Source organism: Sphingomonas sp. PP-F2F-G114-C0414, assembly GCF_003688595.1.
GTDB lineage: Bacteria > Pseudomonadota > Alphaproteobacteria > Sphingomonadales > Sphingomonadaceae > Sphingomonas.
This window is the reverse complement of the sequence record NZ_RCWT01000009.1, coordinates 774,518-793,997: the sequence shown is the minus strand read 5'-3', so window position 1 is coordinate 793,997 and position 19,480 is coordinate 774,518. Positions and strand designations below refer to the sequence as shown.

Annotated in this window: 19 protein-coding genes; 10 read left to right on the top strand and 9 right to left on the bottom strand. The window is 66.3% G+C overall.

Translation table 11 applies throughout. From position 1 onward, the window contains the following. The first annotated feature begins 22 nt into the window (after window positions 1-22). From mtaB to C8J47_RS04255, 3 genes are all read left to right on the top strand, one after another. A complete protein-coding gene (mtaB, locus tag C8J47_RS04265; protein WP_121884543.1) occupies window positions 23-1,270 on the top strand; it encodes a tRNA (N(6)-L-threonylcarbamoyladenosine(37)-C(2))-methylthiotransferase MtaB in 1,248 nt (415 codons plus the stop codon). Then, window positions 1,267-2,202 (top strand): signal recognition particle-docking protein FtsY, encoded by a 936-nt coding sequence (gene ftsY / locus C8J47_RS04260; protein ID WP_056051078.1) that lies wholly within the window; start codon window positions 1,267-1,269, stop codon window positions 2,200-2,202. Before mtaB ends, ftsY begins: the two co-directional genes overlap by 4 nt. Before the next feature lie 119 nt (window positions 2,203-2,321). Then, a complete protein-coding gene (locus C8J47_RS04255) occupies window positions 2,322-2,933 on the top strand; it encodes a septation protein A (protein WP_258191250.1) in 612 nt (203 codons plus the stop codon). Window positions 2,934-3,005: 72 nt separating this feature from the next. Here C8J47_RS04255 and C8J47_RS04250 read toward each other — a convergent pair whose 3' ends face one another. The 6 genes from C8J47_RS04250 to C8J47_RS04225 form a co-directional block, all read right to left on the bottom strand. Further along, window positions 3,006-3,620 carry a superoxide dismutase gene (locus C8J47_RS04250; protein WP_121884542.1) on the bottom strand — a complete coding sequence of 205 codons (615 nt, stop codon included), beginning with the start codon at window positions 3,618-3,620 and terminating at the stop codon, window positions 3,006-3,008. Window positions 3,621-3,722: 102 nt separating this feature from the next. Next, window positions 3,723-4,520: an SDR family NAD(P)-dependent oxidoreductase gene (locus tag C8J47_RS04245; protein ID WP_121884541.1), complete on the bottom strand. Its 798-nt coding sequence runs from the start codon at window positions 4,518-4,520 to the stop codon at window positions 3,723-3,725. Between the two features lie 15 nt (window positions 4,521-4,535). Further along, window positions 4,536-5,300, bottom strand: coding sequence for an SDR family oxidoreductase (locus C8J47_RS04240; protein ID WP_121884540.1), 765 nt, complete (start codon window positions 5,298-5,300; stop codon window positions 4,536-4,538). Between the two features lie 125 nt (window positions 5,301-5,425). Beyond that, entirely contained in the window at window positions 5,426-6,469 is a 1,044-nt protein-coding gene (locus C8J47_RS04235) for a phosphotransferase family protein (protein ID WP_121884747.1), read from the bottom strand. Window positions 6,470-6,486: 17 nt separating this feature from the next. After that, entirely contained in the window at window positions 6,487-7,569 is a 1,083-nt protein-coding gene (locus C8J47_RS04230) for a Zn-dependent alcohol dehydrogenase (protein ID WP_121884539.1), read from the bottom strand. A gap of 130 nt (window positions 7,570-7,699) precedes the next feature. After that, complete coding sequence (locus C8J47_RS04225) at window positions 7,700-8,983, bottom strand: acyl-CoA dehydrogenase family protein (RefSeq protein ID WP_121884538.1); 1,284 nt, start codon at window positions 8,981-8,983, stop codon at window positions 7,700-7,702. A gap of 156 nt (window positions 8,984-9,139) precedes the next feature. Between C8J47_RS04225 and C8J47_RS04220 the strand changes: the two genes are divergently transcribed. Beyond that, entirely contained in the window at window positions 9,140-10,384 is a 1,245-nt protein-coding gene (locus C8J47_RS04220; protein ID WP_121884537.1) for a TetR/AcrR family transcriptional regulator, read from the top strand. Window positions 10,385-10,482: 98 nt separating this feature from the next. Further along, a complete protein-coding gene (locus tag C8J47_RS04215; RefSeq protein ID WP_121884536.1) occupies window positions 10,483-10,878 on the top strand; it encodes a hypothetical protein in 396 nt (131 codons plus the stop codon). Window positions 10,879-10,889: 11 nt separating this feature from the next. Here the strand turns inward: C8J47_RS04215 and C8J47_RS04210 are convergent, their stop codons facing one another. The 3 genes from C8J47_RS04210 to C8J47_RS04200 form a co-directional block, all read right to left on the bottom strand. Further along, window positions 10,890-12,191, bottom strand: coding sequence for an MFS transporter (locus C8J47_RS04210; RefSeq protein WP_121884535.1), 1,302 nt, complete (start codon window positions 12,189-12,191; stop codon window positions 10,890-10,892). 392 nt (window positions 12,192-12,583) lie between these two features. Next, window positions 12,584-13,330, bottom strand: a complete 747-nt coding sequence (locus C8J47_RS04205) for a hypothetical protein (protein ID WP_121884534.1) — start codon at window positions 13,328-13,330, stop codon at window positions 12,584-12,586. 107 nt (window positions 13,331-13,437) lie between these two features. Next, window positions 13,438-14,145 carry a glutathione S-transferase family protein gene (locus C8J47_RS04200; protein ID WP_121884746.1) on the bottom strand — a complete coding sequence of 236 codons (708 nt, stop codon included), beginning with the start codon at window positions 14,143-14,145 and terminating at the stop codon, window positions 13,438-13,440. Here C8J47_RS04200 and C8J47_RS04195 point away from each other — a divergent pair. The 5 genes from C8J47_RS04195 (at window position 14,126) to C8J47_RS04175 (ending at window position 19,401) form a co-directional block, all read left to right on the top strand. Next, window positions 14,126-15,709, top strand: a complete 1,584-nt coding sequence (locus C8J47_RS04195; protein ID WP_121884533.1) for a class I adenylate-forming enzyme family protein — start codon at window positions 14,126-14,128, stop codon at window positions 15,707-15,709. The genes C8J47_RS04200 and C8J47_RS04195 overlap by 20 nt on opposite strands. A 90-nt stretch (window positions 15,710-15,799) precedes the next feature. Next, entirely contained in the window at window positions 15,800-16,576 is a 777-nt protein-coding gene (locus tag C8J47_RS04190) for a thioesterase family protein (protein ID WP_121884745.1), read from the top strand. A gap of 112 nt (window positions 16,577-16,688) precedes the next feature. Continuing rightward, entirely contained in the window at window positions 16,689-17,210 is a 522-nt protein-coding gene (locus tag C8J47_RS04185; RefSeq protein WP_183129010.1) for an EF-hand domain-containing protein, read from the top strand. Between the two features lie 69 nt (window positions 17,211-17,279). Further along, a complete protein-coding gene (locus C8J47_RS04180; RefSeq protein ID WP_056051122.1) occupies window positions 17,280-17,999 on the top strand; it encodes a response regulator in 720 nt (239 codons plus the stop codon). Window positions 18,000-18,051: 52 nt separating this feature from the next. Beyond that, window positions 18,052-19,401 (top strand): HAMP domain-containing sensor histidine kinase, encoded by a 1,350-nt coding sequence (locus C8J47_RS04175; protein ID WP_259467340.1) that lies wholly within the window; start codon window positions 18,052-18,054, stop codon window positions 19,399-19,401. Window positions 19,402-19,480: the final 79 nt, after the last annotated feature.

The following is a 19,480-nucleotide window of genomic DNA, read 5'->3' as shown; positions in this document are numbered from 1 at the left end:
CTACGGCTCCTAAATCGCGCGCATGTCACCCGCCCCCGCGCCAGAGGTCATCAGCCTCGGCTGCCGCCTCAACATCGCCGAAAGCGAGACCATCCGCGAGCTCGTCGCCGGGCGGGACATGGTGGTGGTCAACAGCTGCGCCGTCACCAACGCCGCGGTAAAGGCGACGCGGGTCGCGATCCGCCGCGCCAAGCGCGACCGTCCCGAGGCTCAGATCGTCGTCACCGGATGCGCAGCGCAGATCGACCCTGCTAGCTTCGCCGCGATGCCCGAAGTCGACCGCGTCATCGGCAATGCGGACAAACTCACGTATTCAGCTTGGAAGGCTGATGTAAAAGTCGTCGTCTCCGACATCATGCAGGTCCGCGAAACCGCCCCCCATCTCGCCGCCAGCTTCTCAGCCCACGCTAGAGCGTTCGTCGAGGTCCAGAACGGCTGCGACCACCGCTGCACCTTCTGCGCGATCCCGTTCGGCCGCGGCCCGAGCCGCTCGGTCCCCGCGGGCGCGGTGGTCGACCGGATCGCCGGTCTCGTCGACGCCGGCCACCGCGAGATCGTCCTCACCGGCGTCGATCTCACCAGCTACGGCCCCGACCTCCCCGGCGCCCCAACACTCGGCCATCTCGTAGAACGCATCCTGCACCACGTCCCCAACCTGGAACGCCTGCGTCTCTCGTCGCTGGACGGCATCGAGATCGACGACCGCCTCTTCGCGCTGCTGACGACCGAAGCGCGGATCATGCCGCACGTCCACCTCTCGCTCCAGGCCGGCGACGACATGATCCTCAAGCGCATGAAGCGCCGCCATTCGCGCGCCGAAAGCGTCGCGCTGGTCGATCGCCTAAAGACCGCGCGCCCCGACATCGCGATCGGCGCGGACCTGATCGCCGGCTTCCCGACCGAGGACGCGGCGATGTTCGCCAACACGCGCGCGCTGATCGACGACTGCCACATCGTCCACCCGCACATCTTCCCCTATTCGCCCCGCGCCGGCACCCCCGCCGCACGCATGCCGCAGGTCGAACCCGAGGTCCGCCGCCACCGCGCCGCCTTCCTCCGCGAGGCCGGCGAAACATCGCGCGCGAACTGGCTGCAAACGCTGGTGGGGACATCGCAGGATCTGCTCGTCGAACGCCCCGGCGACCGCGGCCATATCGGCAATTTCGCAGAAGTCCTGCTGGACGAACCCGCCATACCCGGCGACATCGTCCGCATCACGATCACCGGCGCCACGGCCGACCGCCTCAGCGCAACACGAGAACCAACATGAGCACCACCCCCACTTGGCACGACAAGCTGATCGGCGGCTTCAAGCGCACCTCCGACCGGCTGGTCGGCAACCTCGCCGGTCTCGGCGGCGCGCGGCTCGACGATTCGACGCTCGACGACATCGAGGAGGCGCTGATCGCCTCCGATCTCGGCCCCGAGACCGCCGGCCGCATCCGCCGCCGCCTTTCCGAAGGCAGCTTCGAGCGCAACATGGAGGAACTCGGCATCCGCGTGATCGTCGCCGAGGAGGTCGAGAAGGTGCTCGCCACGGTCGCCAAACCAATCGAGATCGACGCCTTCCCGCGCCCGCAGGTGATCCTGGTCATCGGCGTCAACGGCTCGGGCAAGACCACCACCATCGCCAAGCTCGCGCATCTGCTGATGGAACAGGACTACGGCGTGATGCTCGCCGCCGGCGACACCTTCCGCGCCGCCGCGATCGGCCAGCTCCGCACCTGGGCCGAGCGCGTGGGCGTGCCGATCGTTACCGGTCCCGAGGGCGGCGATGCGGCGGGCGTGGTATGGGACGCGGTAAAGAAGGCGACCGAGACGGGCATCGACGTGCTGATCGTCGACACCGCCGGCCGCCTCCAGAACAAGCGCGAACTGATGGACGAACTGGCCAAGATCCGCCGCGTGCTCGGCCGGATCAACCCCGAGAGCCCGCACGACATCGTTCTGGTGCTCGACGCGACGACCGGCCAGAACGCGCTCCAGCAGATCGAGGTCTTCAAAGAGGTCGCGGGAGTTACCGGCCTCGTCATGACGAAGCTCGACGGCACCGCCCGCGGCGGCGTTCTCGTGGCGGCGGCCGAGAAATACGGCCTGCCGATCCATGCGATCGGGATAGGCGAGGGCATGACCGACCTGCGCCCGTTCGATGCGAACGAGGTGAGCCGGATCATCGCGGGAGTAGAGAGCGTTCGAAAGTAACGCCTGCCCCGCCTCCCCCGTTCGTCCTGAGCGAAGTCGAAGGACTGGTCAGCTTGTGGCAATGTCCTTCGGCTACGCTCAGGACGAACGGCATCTTACCGTATTTCGTGGATAATCCAGTGACCAAGCCCCCCCTTTCCCCCGGCCTCCGCATGGCGGTCGACTATGGCCCGCTCGCGGTCTTCTTCGCGGTGAACTTCCTCACCCCCGGCCTGCCGATCGTCCGCGTCGTCGCCGCCACCACCGCGTTCATCATCGCCACGATCGCCGCGATGATCGTGTCGAAGGTCAAGACCGGCCACATCTCACCGATGCTGTGGCTATCAGGTGCGCTGATCGTCGTCTTCGGCGGGCTGACGATCTATTTCCACGACCAGCGCTTCATCCAGATGAAGCCGACGATCATCTACGCGATGTTCGCTGCGATCCTAACGTTCGGGCTCGTCACCGGGCGCCCACTGCTCCAGTCGCTGCTCGCCACCGCTTACCCCGGTCTGTCCGCCGATGGTTGGCGCAAGCTGACGCGCAACTGGGCGGTGTTTTTCGTGTTCATGGCGGTGCTGAACGAGGCGGTGTGGCGCAACACGACCTGGGATTTCTGGGTCGGGTTCAAGCTATGGGGTGCGATCCCGCTGACGCTGCTGTTCGCGTTCGCCAACATTCCGATGCTGCTGAAGCACGGATTGCAAACGGGCGACAAAGCCGTGACCGACCTGCCGCCCGAAGGGTAACTTCTTGTTCTCCCGCGAAGGCGGGAGTCCAGACTGGGCCCCGCCTTCGCGGGGGAACAATCTTAGCTCGGTTCAGCCAGCAACCTTCGCGTAGCGCTCAGCCACGACGTCCCAGTTCACGATGTCCCACCAGGCCTTCAGATAGCCCGGACGATCGTTCTTGTACGTCAGGTAGTATGCGTGCTCCCAGACGTCGTTACCGAGCAGCGGCGTGCCGGGCTCCTTGGCGTCGTCCATCAGCGGGTTGTCCTGGTTCGGCGTGCTCGTCACCTTCAGCTTGCCGCTCGCATCCGCGATCAGCCATGCCCAGCCCGAGCCGAACTGCCCCGCACCCTTGGTGTTGAACTCTTCCTTGAGCTTGTCGAGGCTGCCGAAGTCGCGATCGATCGCCTCGGCGAGCTTACCCGACGGTGCCTGGCCGTTCTTGGCCGCCATCGTCTTCCAGAAGAAGTCGTGGTTCCAGAAACCGCCACCATTGTTGCGCACTAGCGGCGGCTGCGACGAGATCATGCCGAGGATGTCCTCGATCGACTTGCCTGCCAGCGCAGAGTCCTTCTCGACGCCTTCGTTCAGCTTCGCGGTGTACGCCGCGTGATGCTTGTCGTGATGAAACTTCATCGTTTCTTGGTCGATCACCGGCTCGAGCGCGTCATAGGCATACGGCAGCGGTGGGAGTTCGAAAGCCATGGGGGTTCTCCTTTATGGGGGTCGGACGCTCAACGCCCGCAGGCTCCAAATGCTCCCCGCGAAGTCGTTACGCAAGCGTACCCCGCGTCTTCGCGAGCGGGATCAGGCGGCGGTCTTCCCGTATTCCTGCCGCGTGACGGGATGGCTCGACGAGAGACCGCCATCGACCGCGATCGCTTGGCCGTTGACGTAGCTGGCGTCGTCGGAGGCGAGGAACAGCGCGACCTTGGCGAGCTCCTCGGGCTGCGCGCCGCGGTGGAGCGGGTTGAGGCGGCCGACGCGGTCCATCTTGTTCGCCTCGCGTGCGTAGTCGAACACGGGTTTGGTCATGCCGGTCTCGGTAAGCCCGGGGCAGATCGCGTTGACGCGGACGTTCGAGCCGGTGAGTTGTTGCGCCGAGACGGCAGCGAGGTTGATGACGCCGGCCTTTGACGCAGAGTATGCGGGCGAGCCGGCGCCGGAGCGGATGCCGGCGACGCTGGCGGTAAGGACGATCGCGCCCTTCCCTCGCTCGGCGATCCGCGGCGCGGCGTGTTTGATCGCGAGGAACGGGCCGATCAGGTTGACGCGCAACACCTCCGTGATGAGCGCAACGTCGGTGTCGAACAGGTTCGCCATGCCGCCCGAGATCCCCGCATTGGCGAACATCACGTCGAGCCCGCCGAAGCTGTCGCAGGCGAGCGCGATCGTGCGGATCACGTCCTCTTCGAGCCCCGCGTCGATGCGGATCGCCTTCGCCGTGCCGCCGGCCTGCGTGATCAGGTGCGCGGTTTCGTCCGCGCCCTCGGTCTTGTCGGCGACGACGACCCTGCCCCCTTCGCTCGCGAACAGGAGTGCGGCGGCGCGGCCTATGCCGGATCCTGCGCCGGTGACGATGATCGATTTGTCGGTAAAGCGCATCGCATGGTCCTTCGGTTAGATCGTGACGCCGCCATCGATGACCATCGTCTGGCCGGTCATGAAATTGCTTGCCGACGACGCCAGAAAGACGACCGCGCCCGCGATTTCTTCCGGCTCGCCGATCCGGCGGAGCGGCACGCTGGTGTTCGCCGCCTCGATCCGCTGCGGGTCCTCCCACAAGGCTCGCGCGAAGTCGGTCTTGATCAGGCCCGGCGCGATACAGTTCACGCGGACGTTGGACGGACCGAACTCGACCGCGAGGTTGCGCGCGAGTTGCATGTCGGCGGCCTTGCTGATGCAGTACGCGCCGATCACCGGCGAGCCCCGCAGGCCGCCGATCGAGGAAATGATGATTATGCTGCCGCTGCGGCGCTCCAGCATCTCGGGCGCGACCATCTGGATCAGCCAGTGGTTCGAGACGATGTTGTTGTCGAGGATCTTCCGGAACTGGTCGTCGGCGATGCCGGCCTGCGGGCCGTAATAGGGGTTCGAGGCGGCGTTGCAGACGAGGATGTCGATGCGGCCGAACTGGGCTCGGGTCTGGTCGACAAGGTTCTGGAGACCCGCCTTGTCGGAGATGTTGGCGGCGATGGCGATCGCGGTGCCGTCTCCGTGCTTGGCGTTGAGTTCCGCCGCGACGGTATCGCAGGCGTCCTGCTTGCGGCTGGAGATCACGATCTTCGCGCCGTGTTCTGCCAGTTCCCGCGCGGAGGCGAGGCCGATGCCGCGCGAGGAGCCCGTGACGATGGCGACCATGCCGGTAAGGTCGAATTGCGACATTCTTGCTTCTCCCCTCCCGCATGCGGGAGGGGTCGGGGGTGGGCCCCCGGCCAGCCACAAACGGTATCGGTTATGGTGAGCGCGAGCCCACCCCTAGCCCCTCCCGCATGCGGGAGGGGGATGAACTAAGCCCCCGCCTTCACCGCGAACCCCCACGCAGCGTCCGCCAACCCGTGGATCTTCGCCACCGTCTTCTCCGCCTGCGCACTCGACGCAGTGCCGTCGATGATGCGCCTCTTGATGCCCTGGACGATGCCGGTCAGACGGAAGAGGTTGTAGGCAAAATACCAGTTCAGATCGGGGACGCCGTCGCGGCCGGTGGCGGCGCAATAGCGTTCGACCACCTGCTCGATCGTCGGAATGCCCGTCCCCGGCCCGGTCATGCCAAGCACGCCCGAGCGCCCTTCGGGTTCGGTCACCCAGCTCATCAGCAGATACGAGAAGTCCGCCAGCGGATCGCCGAGCGTCGACAACTCCCAGTCGAGCACCGCGATTACCCTCGGCTCGGACGGCGCGAAGATCATGTTGTCGATGCGGTAGTCGCCGTGGACGATCGAGGTGCGCGTTTGCTCGGGGAGCGTCCGCGGCAGCCACTCGATCAGGCGTTCGACCGACTCCATATGCTCGGTTTCGGCGGCGCGGTATTGCTTGGTCCAGCGGCCGACCTGACGCTCGAAATAATTGCCGGGCTTGCCGTACTCGCCGAGCCCCGCCGCCGCGTAATCGGTGTTGTGAAGTGCGGCGAGCGTGTCGACCATCGCCTCGTAATGCGCGTTGCGCTCAGGCGGAGTCGCGTCGGGCATCGCGCCGTCCCAGATCGTCCGGCCCTCGACCATCTCCATCACGTAGAAGGCCGAACCGATGACCGCCGCGTCCTCGCAGAGACCATAGGGCCGAGGCACCGGGAAGCCGGTCGGATGGAGGCCCGCAATCACGCGATATTCGCGGTCGACGGCGTGCGCGCTCGGCAGGATCGGGCCGAACGGTTTCCGGCGCAGGACATAAGCGCGCTCCGGCGTGTCGAGGCGGTAGGTCGGGTTCGACTGGCCGCCGGCGAACTTCGCGTAGGTCAGCGGGCCGGCATAGCCGGGCACGTTGGCGGTCATCCACGCGCCAAGCGTGTCGAGGTCGAGACGGTCCTTGTCGCCGACCTCGATCGTGCCGACCATGCTGGTCGATGCGTCGCTCACGAGAAGGTGATCACGCTACGGGTCGTGTCGCCGCGGCGGAGTTCGTCGAATGCGTCGTTGATGCGCTCCAGCGGCATCCGGTCGGCGATGATCGTGTCGAGATCGAGCAGCCCGCGCATGTAGAAATCGACCAGCCGCGGTATGTCGACCGGGAACCGGTTCGAGCCCATGAACCCGCCCTGCAACCGCTTGCCCGACAGCAGGTCCATCGCCGACAGCCCCACCTTCTCGCCGAGCGGCATCATCCCGAGGATCGTCGCGGTGCCCCCGCGACGCAGGACCTTGACTGCGGTCGCCGCCGATTGCGCACGCCCGACTGCCTCGATCGCGTGATGCACGCCGCCCTTGGTGATCGCGACGACCTCGTCCGCGGCGGTGTCCGACAGTGCGTCGATACTGTGAGTCGCGCCGAGCTTCTCCGCCGTCGCGCGCTTTTCAGGCACCGGATCGAGCGCAATGATCTTCCCCGCGCCTGCGATCTTGGCCGCGTTGACCGCCGCCAGACCGATACCGCCGCAACCGACCACGCACACCGTCTCGCCGGGCGTCACATCGGTGGTGTTGAACACCGCCCCTGCCCCGGTGGTAATCGCGCAACCGAGCAATGCTGCGCGGTCCATCGGCATGTCGCGGTCGATCGCGACGCACGCGTGTTCGTGGACCAGCATCATTTCCGCGTAGGCGCTGAGGTTTAGCATCTGCGCGATGGGTCGGTCGCCGAGCATAAGGCGCGGCGAAGCACCCTTCGGACGGCGGACACTGGCGTCGATACACAACGACATCCGCCCGGTGACGCAGAACTCGCACTGGCCGCAAAATGCCGAGAGGCAGGTCACGACATGGTCACCGACCTTCACGCCGCGCACTTCGTCGCCGATCGCCTCGACGACGCCGCAAGCCTCATGCCCCGGGATCGTCGGCATCGCGTGGGGATAGGCGCCGTCGACGAAATGCAGGTCGGACCGGCACACGCCAACCGCGACCGTACGGATCAGCACTTCGTGCGCTGTCGGCTTCGAGACGGTCACGTCCTCGATGCTGAGCGGGGTGTTGGCTTCGAAAAGGACTGCGGCTTTCATGGGTAGGTGCGCTCCGAAACGAGACCGTCATCCTGACGAAAGTCAGGACCCAGAGCCAAGATCGTCACCCTTGTGGCTCTGGGTCCTGGGTCGAGCCCAGGATGACGAAGAAGGAAAGACGAACGGGAGTTTACCGGCTCACCCCGACATCCCCGCTCGACACGCCGCCCTTCCGGAAGTCGCCGTATTTCCCGAACTCGTTGCGCGCGATCGAGCGATTGTGGACCTCGTCCGGACCGTCCGCGAACCGCAGCGTACGCATCGCCGCCCAGTCGTGCGCCAACCGGAAGTCGCCCGAGACGCCGCCGCCGCCATGCGCCTGGATCGCATCGTCGAGAATGCGCAACGCCATGTTCGGTGCGGCGACCTTGATCATCGAAATCTCGATCTGCGCGGACTTGTTGCCCGCCTTGTCCATCATGTCCGCCGCCTTGAGGCAGAGCAGCCGCGTCATCTCGATGTCGATACGCGCGGTGGCGATGCGCTCCTCCCAGACCGAGAAGTCGGCGATCCGCTTGCCGAACGCGACCCGGTCGAGCAGCCGCCGCGCCATCGCCTCGATCGCGGTCTCGGCCACGCCGATGGTGCGCATGCAGTGATGGATACGCCCCGGCCCAAGCCGTCCCTGTGCGATCTCGAACCCGCGCCCTTCGCCAAGCAGCACGTTCTCGACCGGCACGCGGACATTCTCCAGCACGACTTCGCCATGCCCATGCGGCGCATGATCGTACCCGTAGACCGACAGCATCCGCTTGATCGTCACGCCGGGCGTATCCATCGGCACGAGGATCTGGCTCTGCTGTTGATGCCGCGAGCCCTCGAAGCTCGTCTTGCCCATCACGATCGCGATCTTGCAGCGCGGATCGCCGACGCCGCTCGACCACCATTTGGTGCCGTTGATGACGTAGTGATCGCCGTCGCGCACCATCGACGTCTCGATGTTGGTCGCATCCGACGACGCCACCGCGGGCTCGGTCATCAGGAACGCCGAGCGGATCTCGCCGCGCATCAACGGCCCGAGATACGCCTCCTTCTGCTCGCGCGTGCCATAGCGGTGAAACACCTCCATGTTGCCGGTATCGGGCGCCGAACAGTTGAAGCACTCGCTCGCCCAGCTGATCTTCCCCATCTCCTCCGCGCATAACGCATATTCGAGATTGGTCAGCTGCGTGCCCTCGAACGCGAACGAATCGTCGACGTGCGTCTGGCCAGAATGCGGCGGCATGAAGAAATTCCACAAGCCCGCGGCCTTGGCCTTCTCCTTCATCTCCTCGATCACCGGAATTACCTTCCAGCGCTCGCCCTCATGCGCCTGCTGGTCGTAATCGGCTTGGCGCGGGCGGATATTCTGGTCGATGAAATCCCGGACCCGATCCCGGAAATACGTCTCTCGTTCGCTAAAGCTGAAATCCATGCGGGCTCTCCAATCGTCATCGCTTTGAAGGCGAGGTAGACCATACCGCACATTCGGTAAAGCGTGTGGAGGGCCCCGGAAAGCATGTTTTCAAGTCCGCCCTGAAAGCGCCTAAAAAGCACTGTATCTTCAAATCGAAGCTGTTAGGGTGTTTCGATGAAGGTTCCGGCAGAGGCCAGCGACGAGAGCGAACAGGGGACCAAGCGCTTCCGTGCGAAGCGTGACGCGATCCTCGCCGCGGCGGCAGAAGCGATCAACGAACAGAGTGCCAAGGGCATGACGTTCGCGGACGTGGCGCGGCGCGTCGGGCTCAACACGACGAGCGTTACCTATTATTTCAAGCGCAAGGAAGACCTCGCGGCGGCGGCGTTCGAGAACACGCTCGAATCGCTGATCGCGATGCTCGACGTCGCGGCGGAAGAAGCGACGCCGGAGGACCGCGTTCGGCGCTATCTCGCGCTCAACATGGACCGGCTCGGGCGGATCCAGCGCGGCGAGGAGAAGGCGTTCGCGGTCCTCTCCGATCTGCGCGCGACCGAGGAGCCCATGCGCGGCCGGCTGATGGCGGGCTGGCGCGAAGTGTTCCGCCGCACGCGGCTGTTGTGGGGGCCGACTTCGTCGCGCGCGCAGACCGATCTCAACGGCGCACGCGCGCATGTGCTGCTGGAAAACACGTTCTGGCTGCCGATCTGGCTGACGCGGTACGAGCCCGACCAGTACGGCCGCGTCGAGGAACGGCTGATGGACGTGTTCGCGCATGGCATCGCAGGGAAGGACGCGCGCTGGGCCCCTACCCTGCTCGATCTCAGCCATGACGAGGCCGAGCCGGGGCGCGAGGCATTCCTGCTCGCCGCGACGCGTCTGATCAACGAACTCGGCTATCGCGGCGCCTCGGTGCAGAAGATCGCATCCGAATTGAACGTCACCAAGGGCAGTTTCTACCACCATCTCGACGCGAAGGACGACCTCGTCATCGCGTGCTACCGCCGCAGCTTCGACACGATCGCCGATGCGCAGAGCCGCGGCGAGGCCGAGGGCGGAAGCTATTGGCACAAATTGTCGAGCACCGTCGCGACCTTGCTCGACGTGCAGTTCGCCGAACGCGGGCCGTTGCTTCGCACCACGGCGCTGAGCGGCCTGCCGGTCGGCGTACGCAACGCGATGGTCGATCGCTCGAACGGAATCGCGCGGCGTTATGCAGGCATGATGATGGACGGGATCGGCGAAGGCTCGATCCGCGCGGTCGATGCGTTGATCGCGGCGCAGGCGTTGATGGCGCTCCAGAACGCGGCGTTCGACATGCGCAAATGGGCGTCGACGATGCCGCGCGAGCGGGCGATCGCGATGTACGCCTCGACGCTGATGTTCGGGCTATTCGACGATCGGATGGCGCAGGGTTGATCCGCCGTCACAAGCCGGACGACAATCGCATTCGTAACGGTTTGGTTACGCGTCGTTAACGCCGAGCGGCCGATCCCGACACCTCCACGGAGGGCGTCATGCACACGATCACGACCGATCTCGACACCGGCATCATCGAGGTCGAGGCGTCCGGATTCTGGACGATCCCGCATGTCGAGGGCTTCCTCCGCGATCTGGATGGTGAGGCGCGGCGCGTGCTGGCAACCGGCAAGCGTCACATGCTGCTGGGCAATTTCTCGCGGTCCGCGATCCAGCCCCAGGAAGTGGTCGCGATGCTCCAGCGCGTCGCTCTGACCATCCCGCTGAAATCGCGGAAAGTCGCCTTGTTCACCGACGGCAAGCTCGCGCGGCTGCAGGTGAAACGGATCGTCGCGGTGCGCGACGACATGGCGGTGTTCGATGACCGGACAAGCGCGATGACGTGGCTGTTGGCGGATGCGTTGGCCCGCCCTGCCGCCGCCCAGCCAAGCTGACGAAGAAGCGATTACCTAGCAGCATCATCCGCGCGCTTCAGAAGAACCCCCGCGCGCCAGTAATGGAACAGTGCCCACGGCGTCATCAGCACGATGATGATCAGCGCATAGCGCAGCGAATCCTCGCCGAACCCCGGCTTCAGCAGATCGCTGAGCCACCCGACCAGCGTCGGCCCCAGCCCCAGCCCGACCAGATTGATCACCAGCAGCGTGATCGCCGCCCACATCGCACGGATCTGCAACGGCGCGAGGTGCTGGATCAGCGCAAAGCTCGGCCCGAGATACGAATTGGCGAAGATCAGCGACACGAAATAGCTGCCGATCGCGATCACCGGCGCATCAATCAGGTAGAAGGCGAGCGCGAACGGGAGCGACAGGCCCTTCATCACGAGTACCACCCAGGCCTGGACGTGCAGCCCATGACGCTTGGCGAGCATGTCGGCGATCTTGCCGCCCGCCAGCGCGGAGACCGCACCGAACAGCGCCCCCGGCAGCGCGATGTAGCGCGAGATGTCGAGCATCGAGATCCCGAGCGAGCGCTGGATGTAGCTCGGCCCCCAGCCGGTCAGCGCGTAACCGATCATCGACGTCAGCGTCACGCCGACCACCAGATGCCGCGCCGGAGCGCTCGCCCACATCGACGCGAACCCTTGCGCGACGCTCGGCATCGGCGTCGCCACCGCGCGGGCAGCGTCAGACAGACCGCGGCGCGGCTCGACCATGAACAGGCGGACGAGGACAGCGAGCACGATCCCCGGCAAGCCGACCGTCATCGTCGCAATCCTCCACCCATAGGAATGCGCGACGACGCCACCGATCAGCGTGCCGAAGCCTGCGCCGAGTACCACGCCGAGCGAATACACCGCCATCGCACTCGCGCGCTTCTCGGGCGGATACAGGTCGGCGATGATCGAGTGGCTGGGCGGACTAGACCCCGCCTCGCCGATGCCGACGCCGATCCGGAAGAGCATCAGCTGCGTGAAGTTCTGTGCGAGCCCGCATAGCGCGGTCATCGCGCTCCAGATCGTCAGGCTGGCGGCGATGATGTTGCGACGGCTGGTCCGATCCGCGAGTCGCGCAACCGGAATGCCGAGCGTCGCATAGAAGATCGCGAACACGAGTCCGGACAACAGCCCGAGCTGCGTATCGGTCAGCAGCAGGTCCGCCTTGATCCGCTCGAGCAGGATGGCGAGGATTTGGCGGTCCATGTAACTGAAGAAATAGGTGAAGGTGAGCAGCGCGAGCGTCAGGCCCCGTCGCTTCATCGCCAACGCGTCGGCGATCTCGGGATGGGACTGATACGCTACTGCCATTACGATACCTCGACATCGAATACTGCCCGAGGCTAAGGCATTGGTCGCGTACCAGACAAGCTAAACCTGCATCATAGCGCGGCTAGCGACCACCACGGCACGCGCAAATCGGCTGAAGCACAGGCCGTGGGCGGGGTTTTTGACGCGCCTGGCTCGAAAGGATGGGATGCGAAGAAGGACGGCGGAAGATGCGACCTCCGTGGGTCGCTCTTCCGCCTTATCCCCTCTCCAACCTCGTGGCCGGGCTCGTCGGTCCATCGGCGATGGAGCGGAGCGTCCGGGCAATCTGAATACCGGGTATGCGGCTCCCTCGCACAGAAAACCGGGATTGCAAAGGGTCTTTTCGCACAGGGGCTGGACCGATCGCACGGTGTCAGACGCCTAGCGGCTCGTCAGTCGCTGATCGTCCACCCCAGACGCGGATCACCGCCACGGACGGGTTGCGCGGCAGCGAGACGCTGCGCGATGGTTCCATAGGCGACGTAGGCGGGCGCGACTTTAGGAGCAGCATCCCCGAATAGCGGTCCGTTCGACCCCACCCACTCGAACATCGCGTTGCGCATAGCGGGCGTCGTGACGGGCGGAACGAACCGCGCCATCCGAACGCTCGGGCGGGCGATCGGAGTCGCGGCGCCGGTAAAGGCGGTGAACTCGCGACCTTCCTCGAAGATCGCGTGATGACCCGTGACGAAGGCGCCGGCGACGACTCCGCCGATCAGGATCGTACCGATCGTCTCGCCGGTCCGCCCGTCGCCCGCGGCGTGATAGCGGCCGACCACCGGGACCATGCGTCCCCCGACGTCGATCGACCTTAGCTCGATGTCGACCTTGCCCGATTTGCCAAACGCGCCCTTGCCGGTGCGATAGGTCACGGCGCCCGTTCCTGCGGTGCCGCGTGGGATCACCACCAGACCGTCGACGACGACATCGCGCGCCACCGAGACGGCAACCGGCTGACCGACGCGGGCACGGTCGGAGCCGATTTCCTCGTCCAGCCGCAACATCATCTCGGTATGCGCGGGCACGACGATCTGCGAAACCGGGGCGACCGCCACGGACGCGATACCGGGCCGTACATCTTCGGCCAATGCCGCCGTCGGCAGCGCGCAGATCGCTCCGATTAGTAACGCCGCTTTCATCGATGCTCCCCGAACTGTGCAATCAGCCTGTCGGGGGTTTTAGGTCGCGATGACTGCGATCTCGTCAAACGAGTTGGTTAATCCAGCCTGTTCGCATCAGGATAGCTCTACGCACTCGCACTGGGGCGCGCCGACGCACGCGCATGCCAGGCCTTCAGGTGCGCCAGATCGTCGGGCATCGCGATGCCGACGAACTTGGCGAAGTCGATCGTCGTGAGCAGAACGATGTCGGCGATCGTATAGCGTTCGCCGTCGAGCCAGTCGCGGCCGTCCAGCGCGTGATCGAACTCCGCCATCGCCGCGAGCACCCGTGGGCGCTGGCTCTCGCCGAACTCGGTATATTGCGGCTGGACGATCCGCGCGGTCCAGGGATGCGTGTGCAGCCAGACCATCGACAGTGGGGTCATCAGCCGCAATTCGATCCGCCGCGTCCACATGTCGATCTCGGCGATGTTGTGCGCACCGTGCCCGAACATCGGCGGTTCGGGGTGCAGCAACTCGAAATAGCGGCAGATCGCAACGCTCTCGGTCAGCACGCGGCCATCGTCGAACGCGAGCGCGGGCGTCTGGCCGAGCGCATTGACCGACAGGAACGCTTCCGCCTTGTGCTCTGCCTTGGGGATCGAAATCTGCGCCATCGGTACGCGGACATGCTTTTCGGCGAGGAATATGCGGACGCGGCGCGGGTTGGGCGCTGGCAGCGCGCTATCGTAGAACAGCAACGGCGTCTCCTCGAGTCCAGTTTTCGAATATACCGTATGGCATTGCCGGACGCGTTCGCCTAGCGATGCGCGGATGACGAACGCCGCAGACATGCTCGCCACCGGCTTTGCCACCCTGCCCGATCTGATCCGTGCGCACGCGCTCGAACGGGGGGATCGCACCGCCGTCGCCGACGCTCGGGGCAGCATCGACTATCGGACGCTGGACGCGATGATGGACCGGATCGCGGCGGCCTTGCAGCGCGATGGGGTGGCGCCGGGGACGGCGGTGGCGATCGTCGCGGCGCCGACGACGGAGTATGCGGCGGCTTTCCTTGGTTCGGTACGCGCAGGGTGTGTCGCAACGCCGATCGCACCATCCGCTACGCCGGCGGCGATCGCCGCGATGATTGCGGATAGTGGCGCGCCGATCGTGTTCCTCGATGCGGAGAATGCGCGAGCGTTGGAAGGGCAAATGCTGGCAGCCCGCCCGGTCTTGTTCTCCCGCGAAAGCGGGAGCCCAGCCTGGGCCACCGCCTCCGCGGGGGAACAATCTTTTGATGCGTGGCTCGCTCCTCCAGAGATCAAGCCAACCCCGGTCGATATCGCACCCGAAGACCCGTTCAACATCATCTATTCCTCCGGCACCACCGGCACGCCGAAGGGCATCGTCCAGAGCCACGCGATGCGCTGGGCGCATATTTCGCGCAACACGGCCGCGGGGTTCGACACCGCCGTGACGATGATCGCCACCCCGCTCTATTCGAACACTACCTTGGTCAGCTTCCTGCCGACGCTCGGCTGGGGCGGTACCGTCGTGCTGATGGGCAAGTTCGACGCGCGAGCCTATCTCGAACTCGCGCAGCACTATCATGCGACGCATACGATGCTGGTCCCGGTACAATATCAGCGGATCATGGCGCTGCCGGATTTCGACGCCTTCGACCTGTCGGCATTCCGCTTCAAGACCAGCACCAGCGCGCCGTTCTCCGCGACGCTGAAAGCCGACGTGGTCGCGCGCTGGCCGGGCGTGCTCGTCGAGTTCTACGGCATGACCGAGGGCGGCGCGAGTTGCGCGCTGAACGCGACCGCGAACCCGACCAAGCTCCACACCGTCGGCCAGCCGATGCCGGGCCACGAGATCCGCCTGATCGACGACGACGGCATCGAGGTCGCGCCGGGCGAGATGGGCGAGGTCGTCGGCCGCAGCCCGGCCATGATGAACGGCTATCACGGGCGCACCGAGGCGACGCGCGACGCAGAATGGCATGACGCAGACGGCAATCGTTATATCCGTCACGGCGATGTCGGCCGGTTCGACGAGGACGGTTTTCTCACGCTGATGGACCGGAAGAAGGACCTGATCATCTCCGGCGGGTTCAACATCTATCCGTCGGACCTGGAGGCGGTGTTGGCGCAGCATCCAGCGGTAGCGGACTGCGCGGTGATCGGCGTTCCGTCGGAGGCCTGGGGCGAAACGCCGGTGGGGTTCTACGTGCCGCGTGACGGTGCGACGGAGGATGCGTCCTCGATCCTAAGCTGGGTAAACGCACAAGTCGGCAAGACGCAGCGACTGTCGGCGCTTCACGTTACCGATGAACTCCCCCGCAGCGCGATCGGCAAGGTTCTCAAACGCGACCTGCGCGATCAGTTGGCCGCCTCCCTCCCGTCATCCTGACGAACGTCAGGATCCAGAGCCACGAATGCTCCGATGCTTGGCTCTGGATCCTGGGTCGAGCCCAGGATGACGAAGGATGAAAGGACCATAATGACCAGTCTCAAACAGGCGATCGACGCGCTCGAGCCGATCGAGGGGGGCTGGCGTGGCACCGTGCCGGAGAACTGGACGCAAGGCCGCACGGCCTATGGTGGCTTCTCCGCCGCGCTGGCGCTCCACGCCGCGCAGCAGTCCGACATCGACCTGCCGCCGCTGCGGTCCGCGCAGGTGTCGTTCATCGGGCCACTGTCGGGCGATATCACGATCCGGGCGCAGCGGTTGCGGCGCGGGCGCAACGCGGCGTTCGTCCAGGCCGACGTCGAGAGCGAGGCCGGGCTAGGCCTGCGCGCGACGTTCGTGTTCATGGCGGCGGTCGAGTCGCGCGTCGATCACCAGACCGGCAGCGCGCCCGACTTCCCGATGCCGGAGCCGGACACGCAGACCTTCCGCGGCCACAGCGGGGTCGCGTTCTCGCGCAACTTCGATCTGCTCGATCGTCGCGACGACAGCGTCGGGCCCGCCGAGTGGCTGCGCTGGGCGCGCCTGGTCGAGCGCGAGGGGCTCGATCCGATGGTCGAGCTGATCGCGATCGCGGACTGCCTGCCGCCTGCCGCGCTGAAGCTGCTCGGCGGCCCCGCCCCGCTCAGTTCGATGACGTGGCTGCTCAACATCCTGGGGCCTCAGCCGGTGACGCAGGACGGCTGGTGGCTGCTTCGCGCGACCACCGACTACACGCGTGAGGGGAGTTCGAGCCAGGAGATGGCGATCTGGAACGCCGACGGCACGCCGGTCGCGGAACAGATGCAGAGCGTCGCGATCTTCGCCTGATATCCGGCACATCTTGCGACACATTGGCGGCCCGGCGGCAAGAGCCTGCGACAACCGGGGCTTAGACCGGCGTCATTCGATGGGAATTCGTCCCACACAGCCGGAGTCCGACATGCGCAAGACCGTCCTCACCCTGATGCTAGCCGCCAGCGCGATCACCTCCGACGCCAGCGCGCAGACCGCGCCGGTAACCCCGCGTCCGCCGATGATGCGGCAAGATGCCAATCACGACGGCGTCGCCACACGCGCGGAAGCGATCGCGCAGGCCGACGCGCGGTTCGCGCAGATGGATACCGACCATGACGGCCGGGTGAGCGGCGGCGAGATGCAGGCCTATCGCGAGGCACTGCACGACCGGATGGTGGCCAGCGGCCGCGACGTGCCCGTGCCCCCGCCGGGCGGTCGCAAGCATGACGGGATGGGTCGGCGGATGGATCCGAACCGCGACGGCAGCGTCACGCGCGAGGAGTTCGAGGCGCGCGCGCTCAGGCGGTTCGACCGGATGGACGCCAATCACGACGGCACGATCGACGCGACCGAGCGCGCCAATGCCGCCGAGATGCGCCATGTCGACCGGCGCGAACGCCGCGAAGGCGTCACCCCGCCCGCACCAGCCCCCGCCCCTGCTCGATAATCCGGAAAGGGGGGAGGCACCACGCCCCGGTGCTTCCTCTGGACAGCCGCCATGCTAGACACTGCCCCGATGGGAGATATGCCGCATCTGCTGCTCGTCGACGACGAGCGCTCGATCCGCGAGCCGTTGGCTGCGTACCTCACCAAACAGGGGTTTCGCGTCACGCAGGCGGGCGATGCGGAAAGCGCGCGGACGCGGCTGACGGCGTATGCGATCGATCTCGTCATCCTCGACATCATGATGCCGGGCGAGGACGGGCTGTCGCTGTGCCGCCATATCGCCGCGACCAGCGACGTGCCGGTGATCCTGCTGACCGCGCGCACCGAGGAGACCGACCGGATCATCGGGCTCGAAATGGGCGCGGACGACTATGTGGTGAAGCCGTTCTCGCCCCGCGAGCTGGCGACCCGGGTGAAGGTCATCCTGCGGCGGGCGACCGCGGGCGGTGCGCGCCAGCACGCGCCCGAGGCGAACGCCTATGCCTTTGCCGGCTGGGTGCTTAAATCGGGCGAGCGTGCGCTGGTCGACCGCGAGGGCGTGTCGGTGCCGCTGTCGACGGGCGAATACAACCTGCTGCTCGCGCTCGTCACGCGGCCACGCCAAGTGCTGACCCGCGACCAGTTGCTCGATCTGACGCAGGGGCGCGAGGCCGCGGCGTTCGATCGCGCGGTCGACAATCAGGTCAGCCGGTTGCGGCGCAAGATCGAGACCGATGCCAAGACGCCCGAGTTGATCAAGACGGTCTGGGGTGGCGGCTATACGCTGGCCGCCGAAGTGACCCGCCTGTGATCGCCCGCCCGTGATCGCCCGCCTGTGATTACCCGCCCGTGATCCTACGCTCATGACCCGCCCGTGGCCGCGCAATCTGGCCGGGCAGATGGCGTTGCTGATCGCGCTCGCGCTGTTCGTCGCGCAGGCGATCAACTTCGGTCTGGTCCTGCGCGATCGGATCGAGTTTCGCCTTTCGCAGGCGACCCGCCCGGTCGCGACCCGGATCGCCGATGCGCTCGACCGCGAGGCGCATGGCGGGCGTCCCCTGACCGCGGATCGCGGCCGCGTCCGCCGTCTTCCCGCCGATCCGATCCGACGGATCGGAGACGAGCGCCATCCCGAGGTCGCCGCCGAACTTCGCCGCCAGCTCGGGGATCAGGGCGTGACGGTCGGGCGGATCGATACCGGGCTCCAGCCCTCGACGCTCGACGACGACAGCGACCGCGACAATCGCCGCCGTGCGGGGATCCGCCGCGGCGAACGCGATGGCGCCACGCTGTTGATCGCGGTCGAACAACCCGGCCGCGGCTGGCTGACGATCACCGCGCCCTGGCCGCAACCCGGTGCGCGCCTGCTGTTCGCGTTGCTGAGCCAGACCGCGATCCTCTACATCATCGTCCTGTTGCCGGTGCTGTGGATCGTCCGCCGACTGTCGCGCCCGCTACGTGACCTGCGCGTCGCGGCGGAGCGGTTCCGGCCCGGCGAACCCGGCGCGCCGATGCCGGCGGAAGGGCCCGACGACGTCGCCGCACTGATCACTGCGTTCAACGCGTTAAGGCTGCGCGTGACGGGCATGCTCGACGAGAAGGACCGCATGCTCGGCGCGATCGGGCATGATCTGCGGACGCCGCTCGCCGCGCTGCGCGTGCGGATCGAATCGGTCGAGGACGATACCGATCGCGCCAAGATGATCGACACGGTGGCGGAAATGAACCGGACGCTCGACGACATCCTGTCGCTGGCGCGGCTGGGACGGCCGAGCGAGCCGCCGACCGATGTCGATCTGGCGGCGCTGGTCGATGCGGTGGTCGAGGATTTTCGCGACATCGGCAGCGATGTGAGCTTCGTCGAGGCGGATCGGTTGCGGATGCGATTGCGGCCGTCGCTGATGCGCCGCGCGGTGCGCAATCTGATCGAGAATGCCATCAAATACGGCGTGTCGGCGGAGGTGCGTGTCGAGGCGGGTGCGAAGACCGTGGCGATCGTCGTCGCGGACCAGGGGCCCGGTATCCCCGAGGATCGGATGGGCGACGTGTTCGATGCCTTCACGCGGTTGGAGAGTTCGCGGAACCGGGAGACGGGGGGGATCGGCTTGGGCCTAGCGCTGGCCCGCGCGATCGTCCGGGAAGCTGGCGGTGAGATCCGCTTGGTCAACCGCGCGGCTGGCGGTCTCGACGCGATCATCGAGCTCCCGCGCTAATTCCTTCTCCCTCTCCCCTCCGGGGAGAGGGTCGGGGTGAGGGGCAGCCAAGCAGCGCATCGCCCCTGGAACAGCCCCT

What these genes read in the sequence shown, in the direction of transcription:
- mtaB (WP_121884543.1), top strand. Translation starts at nt 23, where the DNA reads ATGTCACCCGCCCCCGCGCCAGAGGTCATCAGCCTCGGCTGCCGCCTC.
- ftsY (WP_056051078.1), top strand. Translation starts at nt 1,267, where the DNA reads ATGAGCACCACCCCCACTTGGCACGACAAGCTGATCGGCGGCTTCAAG.
- C8J47_RS04250 (WP_121884542.1), bottom strand. Translation starts at nt 3,620, where the DNA reads ATGGCTTTCGAACTCCCACCGCTGCCGTATGCCTATGACGCGCTCGAG.
- C8J47_RS04245 (WP_121884541.1), bottom strand. Translation starts at nt 4,520, where the DNA reads ATGCGCTTTACCGACAAATCGATCATCGTCACCGGCGCAGGATCCGGC.
- C8J47_RS04240 (WP_121884540.1), bottom strand. Translation starts at nt 5,300, where the DNA reads ATGTCGCAATTCGACCTTACCGGCATGGTCGCCATCGTCACGGGCTCC.
- C8J47_RS04235 (WP_121884747.1), bottom strand. Translation starts at nt 6,469, where the DNA reads ATGGTCGGCACGATCGAGGTCGGCGACAAGGACCGTCTCGACCTCGAC.
- C8J47_RS04230 (WP_121884539.1), bottom strand. Translation starts at nt 7,569, where the DNA reads ATGAAAGCCGCAGTCCTTTTCGAAGCCAACACCCCGCTCAGCATCGAG.
- C8J47_RS04225 (WP_121884538.1), bottom strand. Translation starts at nt 8,983, where the DNA reads ATGGATTTCAGCTTTAGCGAACGAGAGACGTATTTCCGGGATCGGGTC.
- C8J47_RS04220 (WP_121884537.1), top strand. Translation starts at nt 9,140, where the DNA reads ATGAAGGTTCCGGCAGAGGCCAGCGACGAGAGCGAACAGGGGACCAAG.
- C8J47_RS04215 (WP_121884536.1), top strand. Translation starts at nt 10,483, where the DNA reads ATGCACACGATCACGACCGATCTCGACACCGGCATCATCGAGGTCGAG.
- C8J47_RS04210 (WP_121884535.1), bottom strand. Translation starts at nt 12,191, where the DNA reads ATGGCAGTAGCGTATCAGTCCCATCCCGAGATCGCCGACGCGTTGGCG.
- C8J47_RS04205 (WP_121884534.1), bottom strand. Translation starts at nt 13,330, where the DNA reads ATGAAAGCGGCGTTACTAATCGGAGCGATCTGCGCGCTGCCGACGGCG.
- C8J47_RS04195 (WP_121884533.1), top strand. Translation starts at nt 14,126, where the DNA reads ATGACGAACGCCGCAGACATGCTCGCCACCGGCTTTGCCACCCTGCCC.
- C8J47_RS04200 (WP_121884746.1), bottom strand. Translation starts at nt 14,145, where the DNA reads ATGTCTGCGGCGTTCGTCATCCGCGCATCGCTAGGCGAACGCGTCCGG.
- C8J47_RS04190 (WP_121884745.1), top strand. Translation starts at nt 15,800, where the DNA reads ATGACCAGTCTCAAACAGGCGATCGACGCGCTCGAGCCGATCGAGGGG.
- C8J47_RS04185 (WP_183129010.1), top strand. Translation starts at nt 16,689, where the DNA reads ATGCGCAAGACCGTCCTCACCCTGATGCTAGCCGCCAGCGCGATCACC.
- C8J47_RS04180 (WP_056051122.1), top strand. Translation starts at nt 17,280, where the DNA reads ATGGGAGATATGCCGCATCTGCTGCTCGTCGACGACGAGCGCTCGATC.
- C8J47_RS04175 (WP_259467340.1), top strand. Translation starts at nt 18,052, where the DNA reads ATGACCCGCCCGTGGCCGCGCAATCTGGCCGGGCAGATGGCGTTGCTG.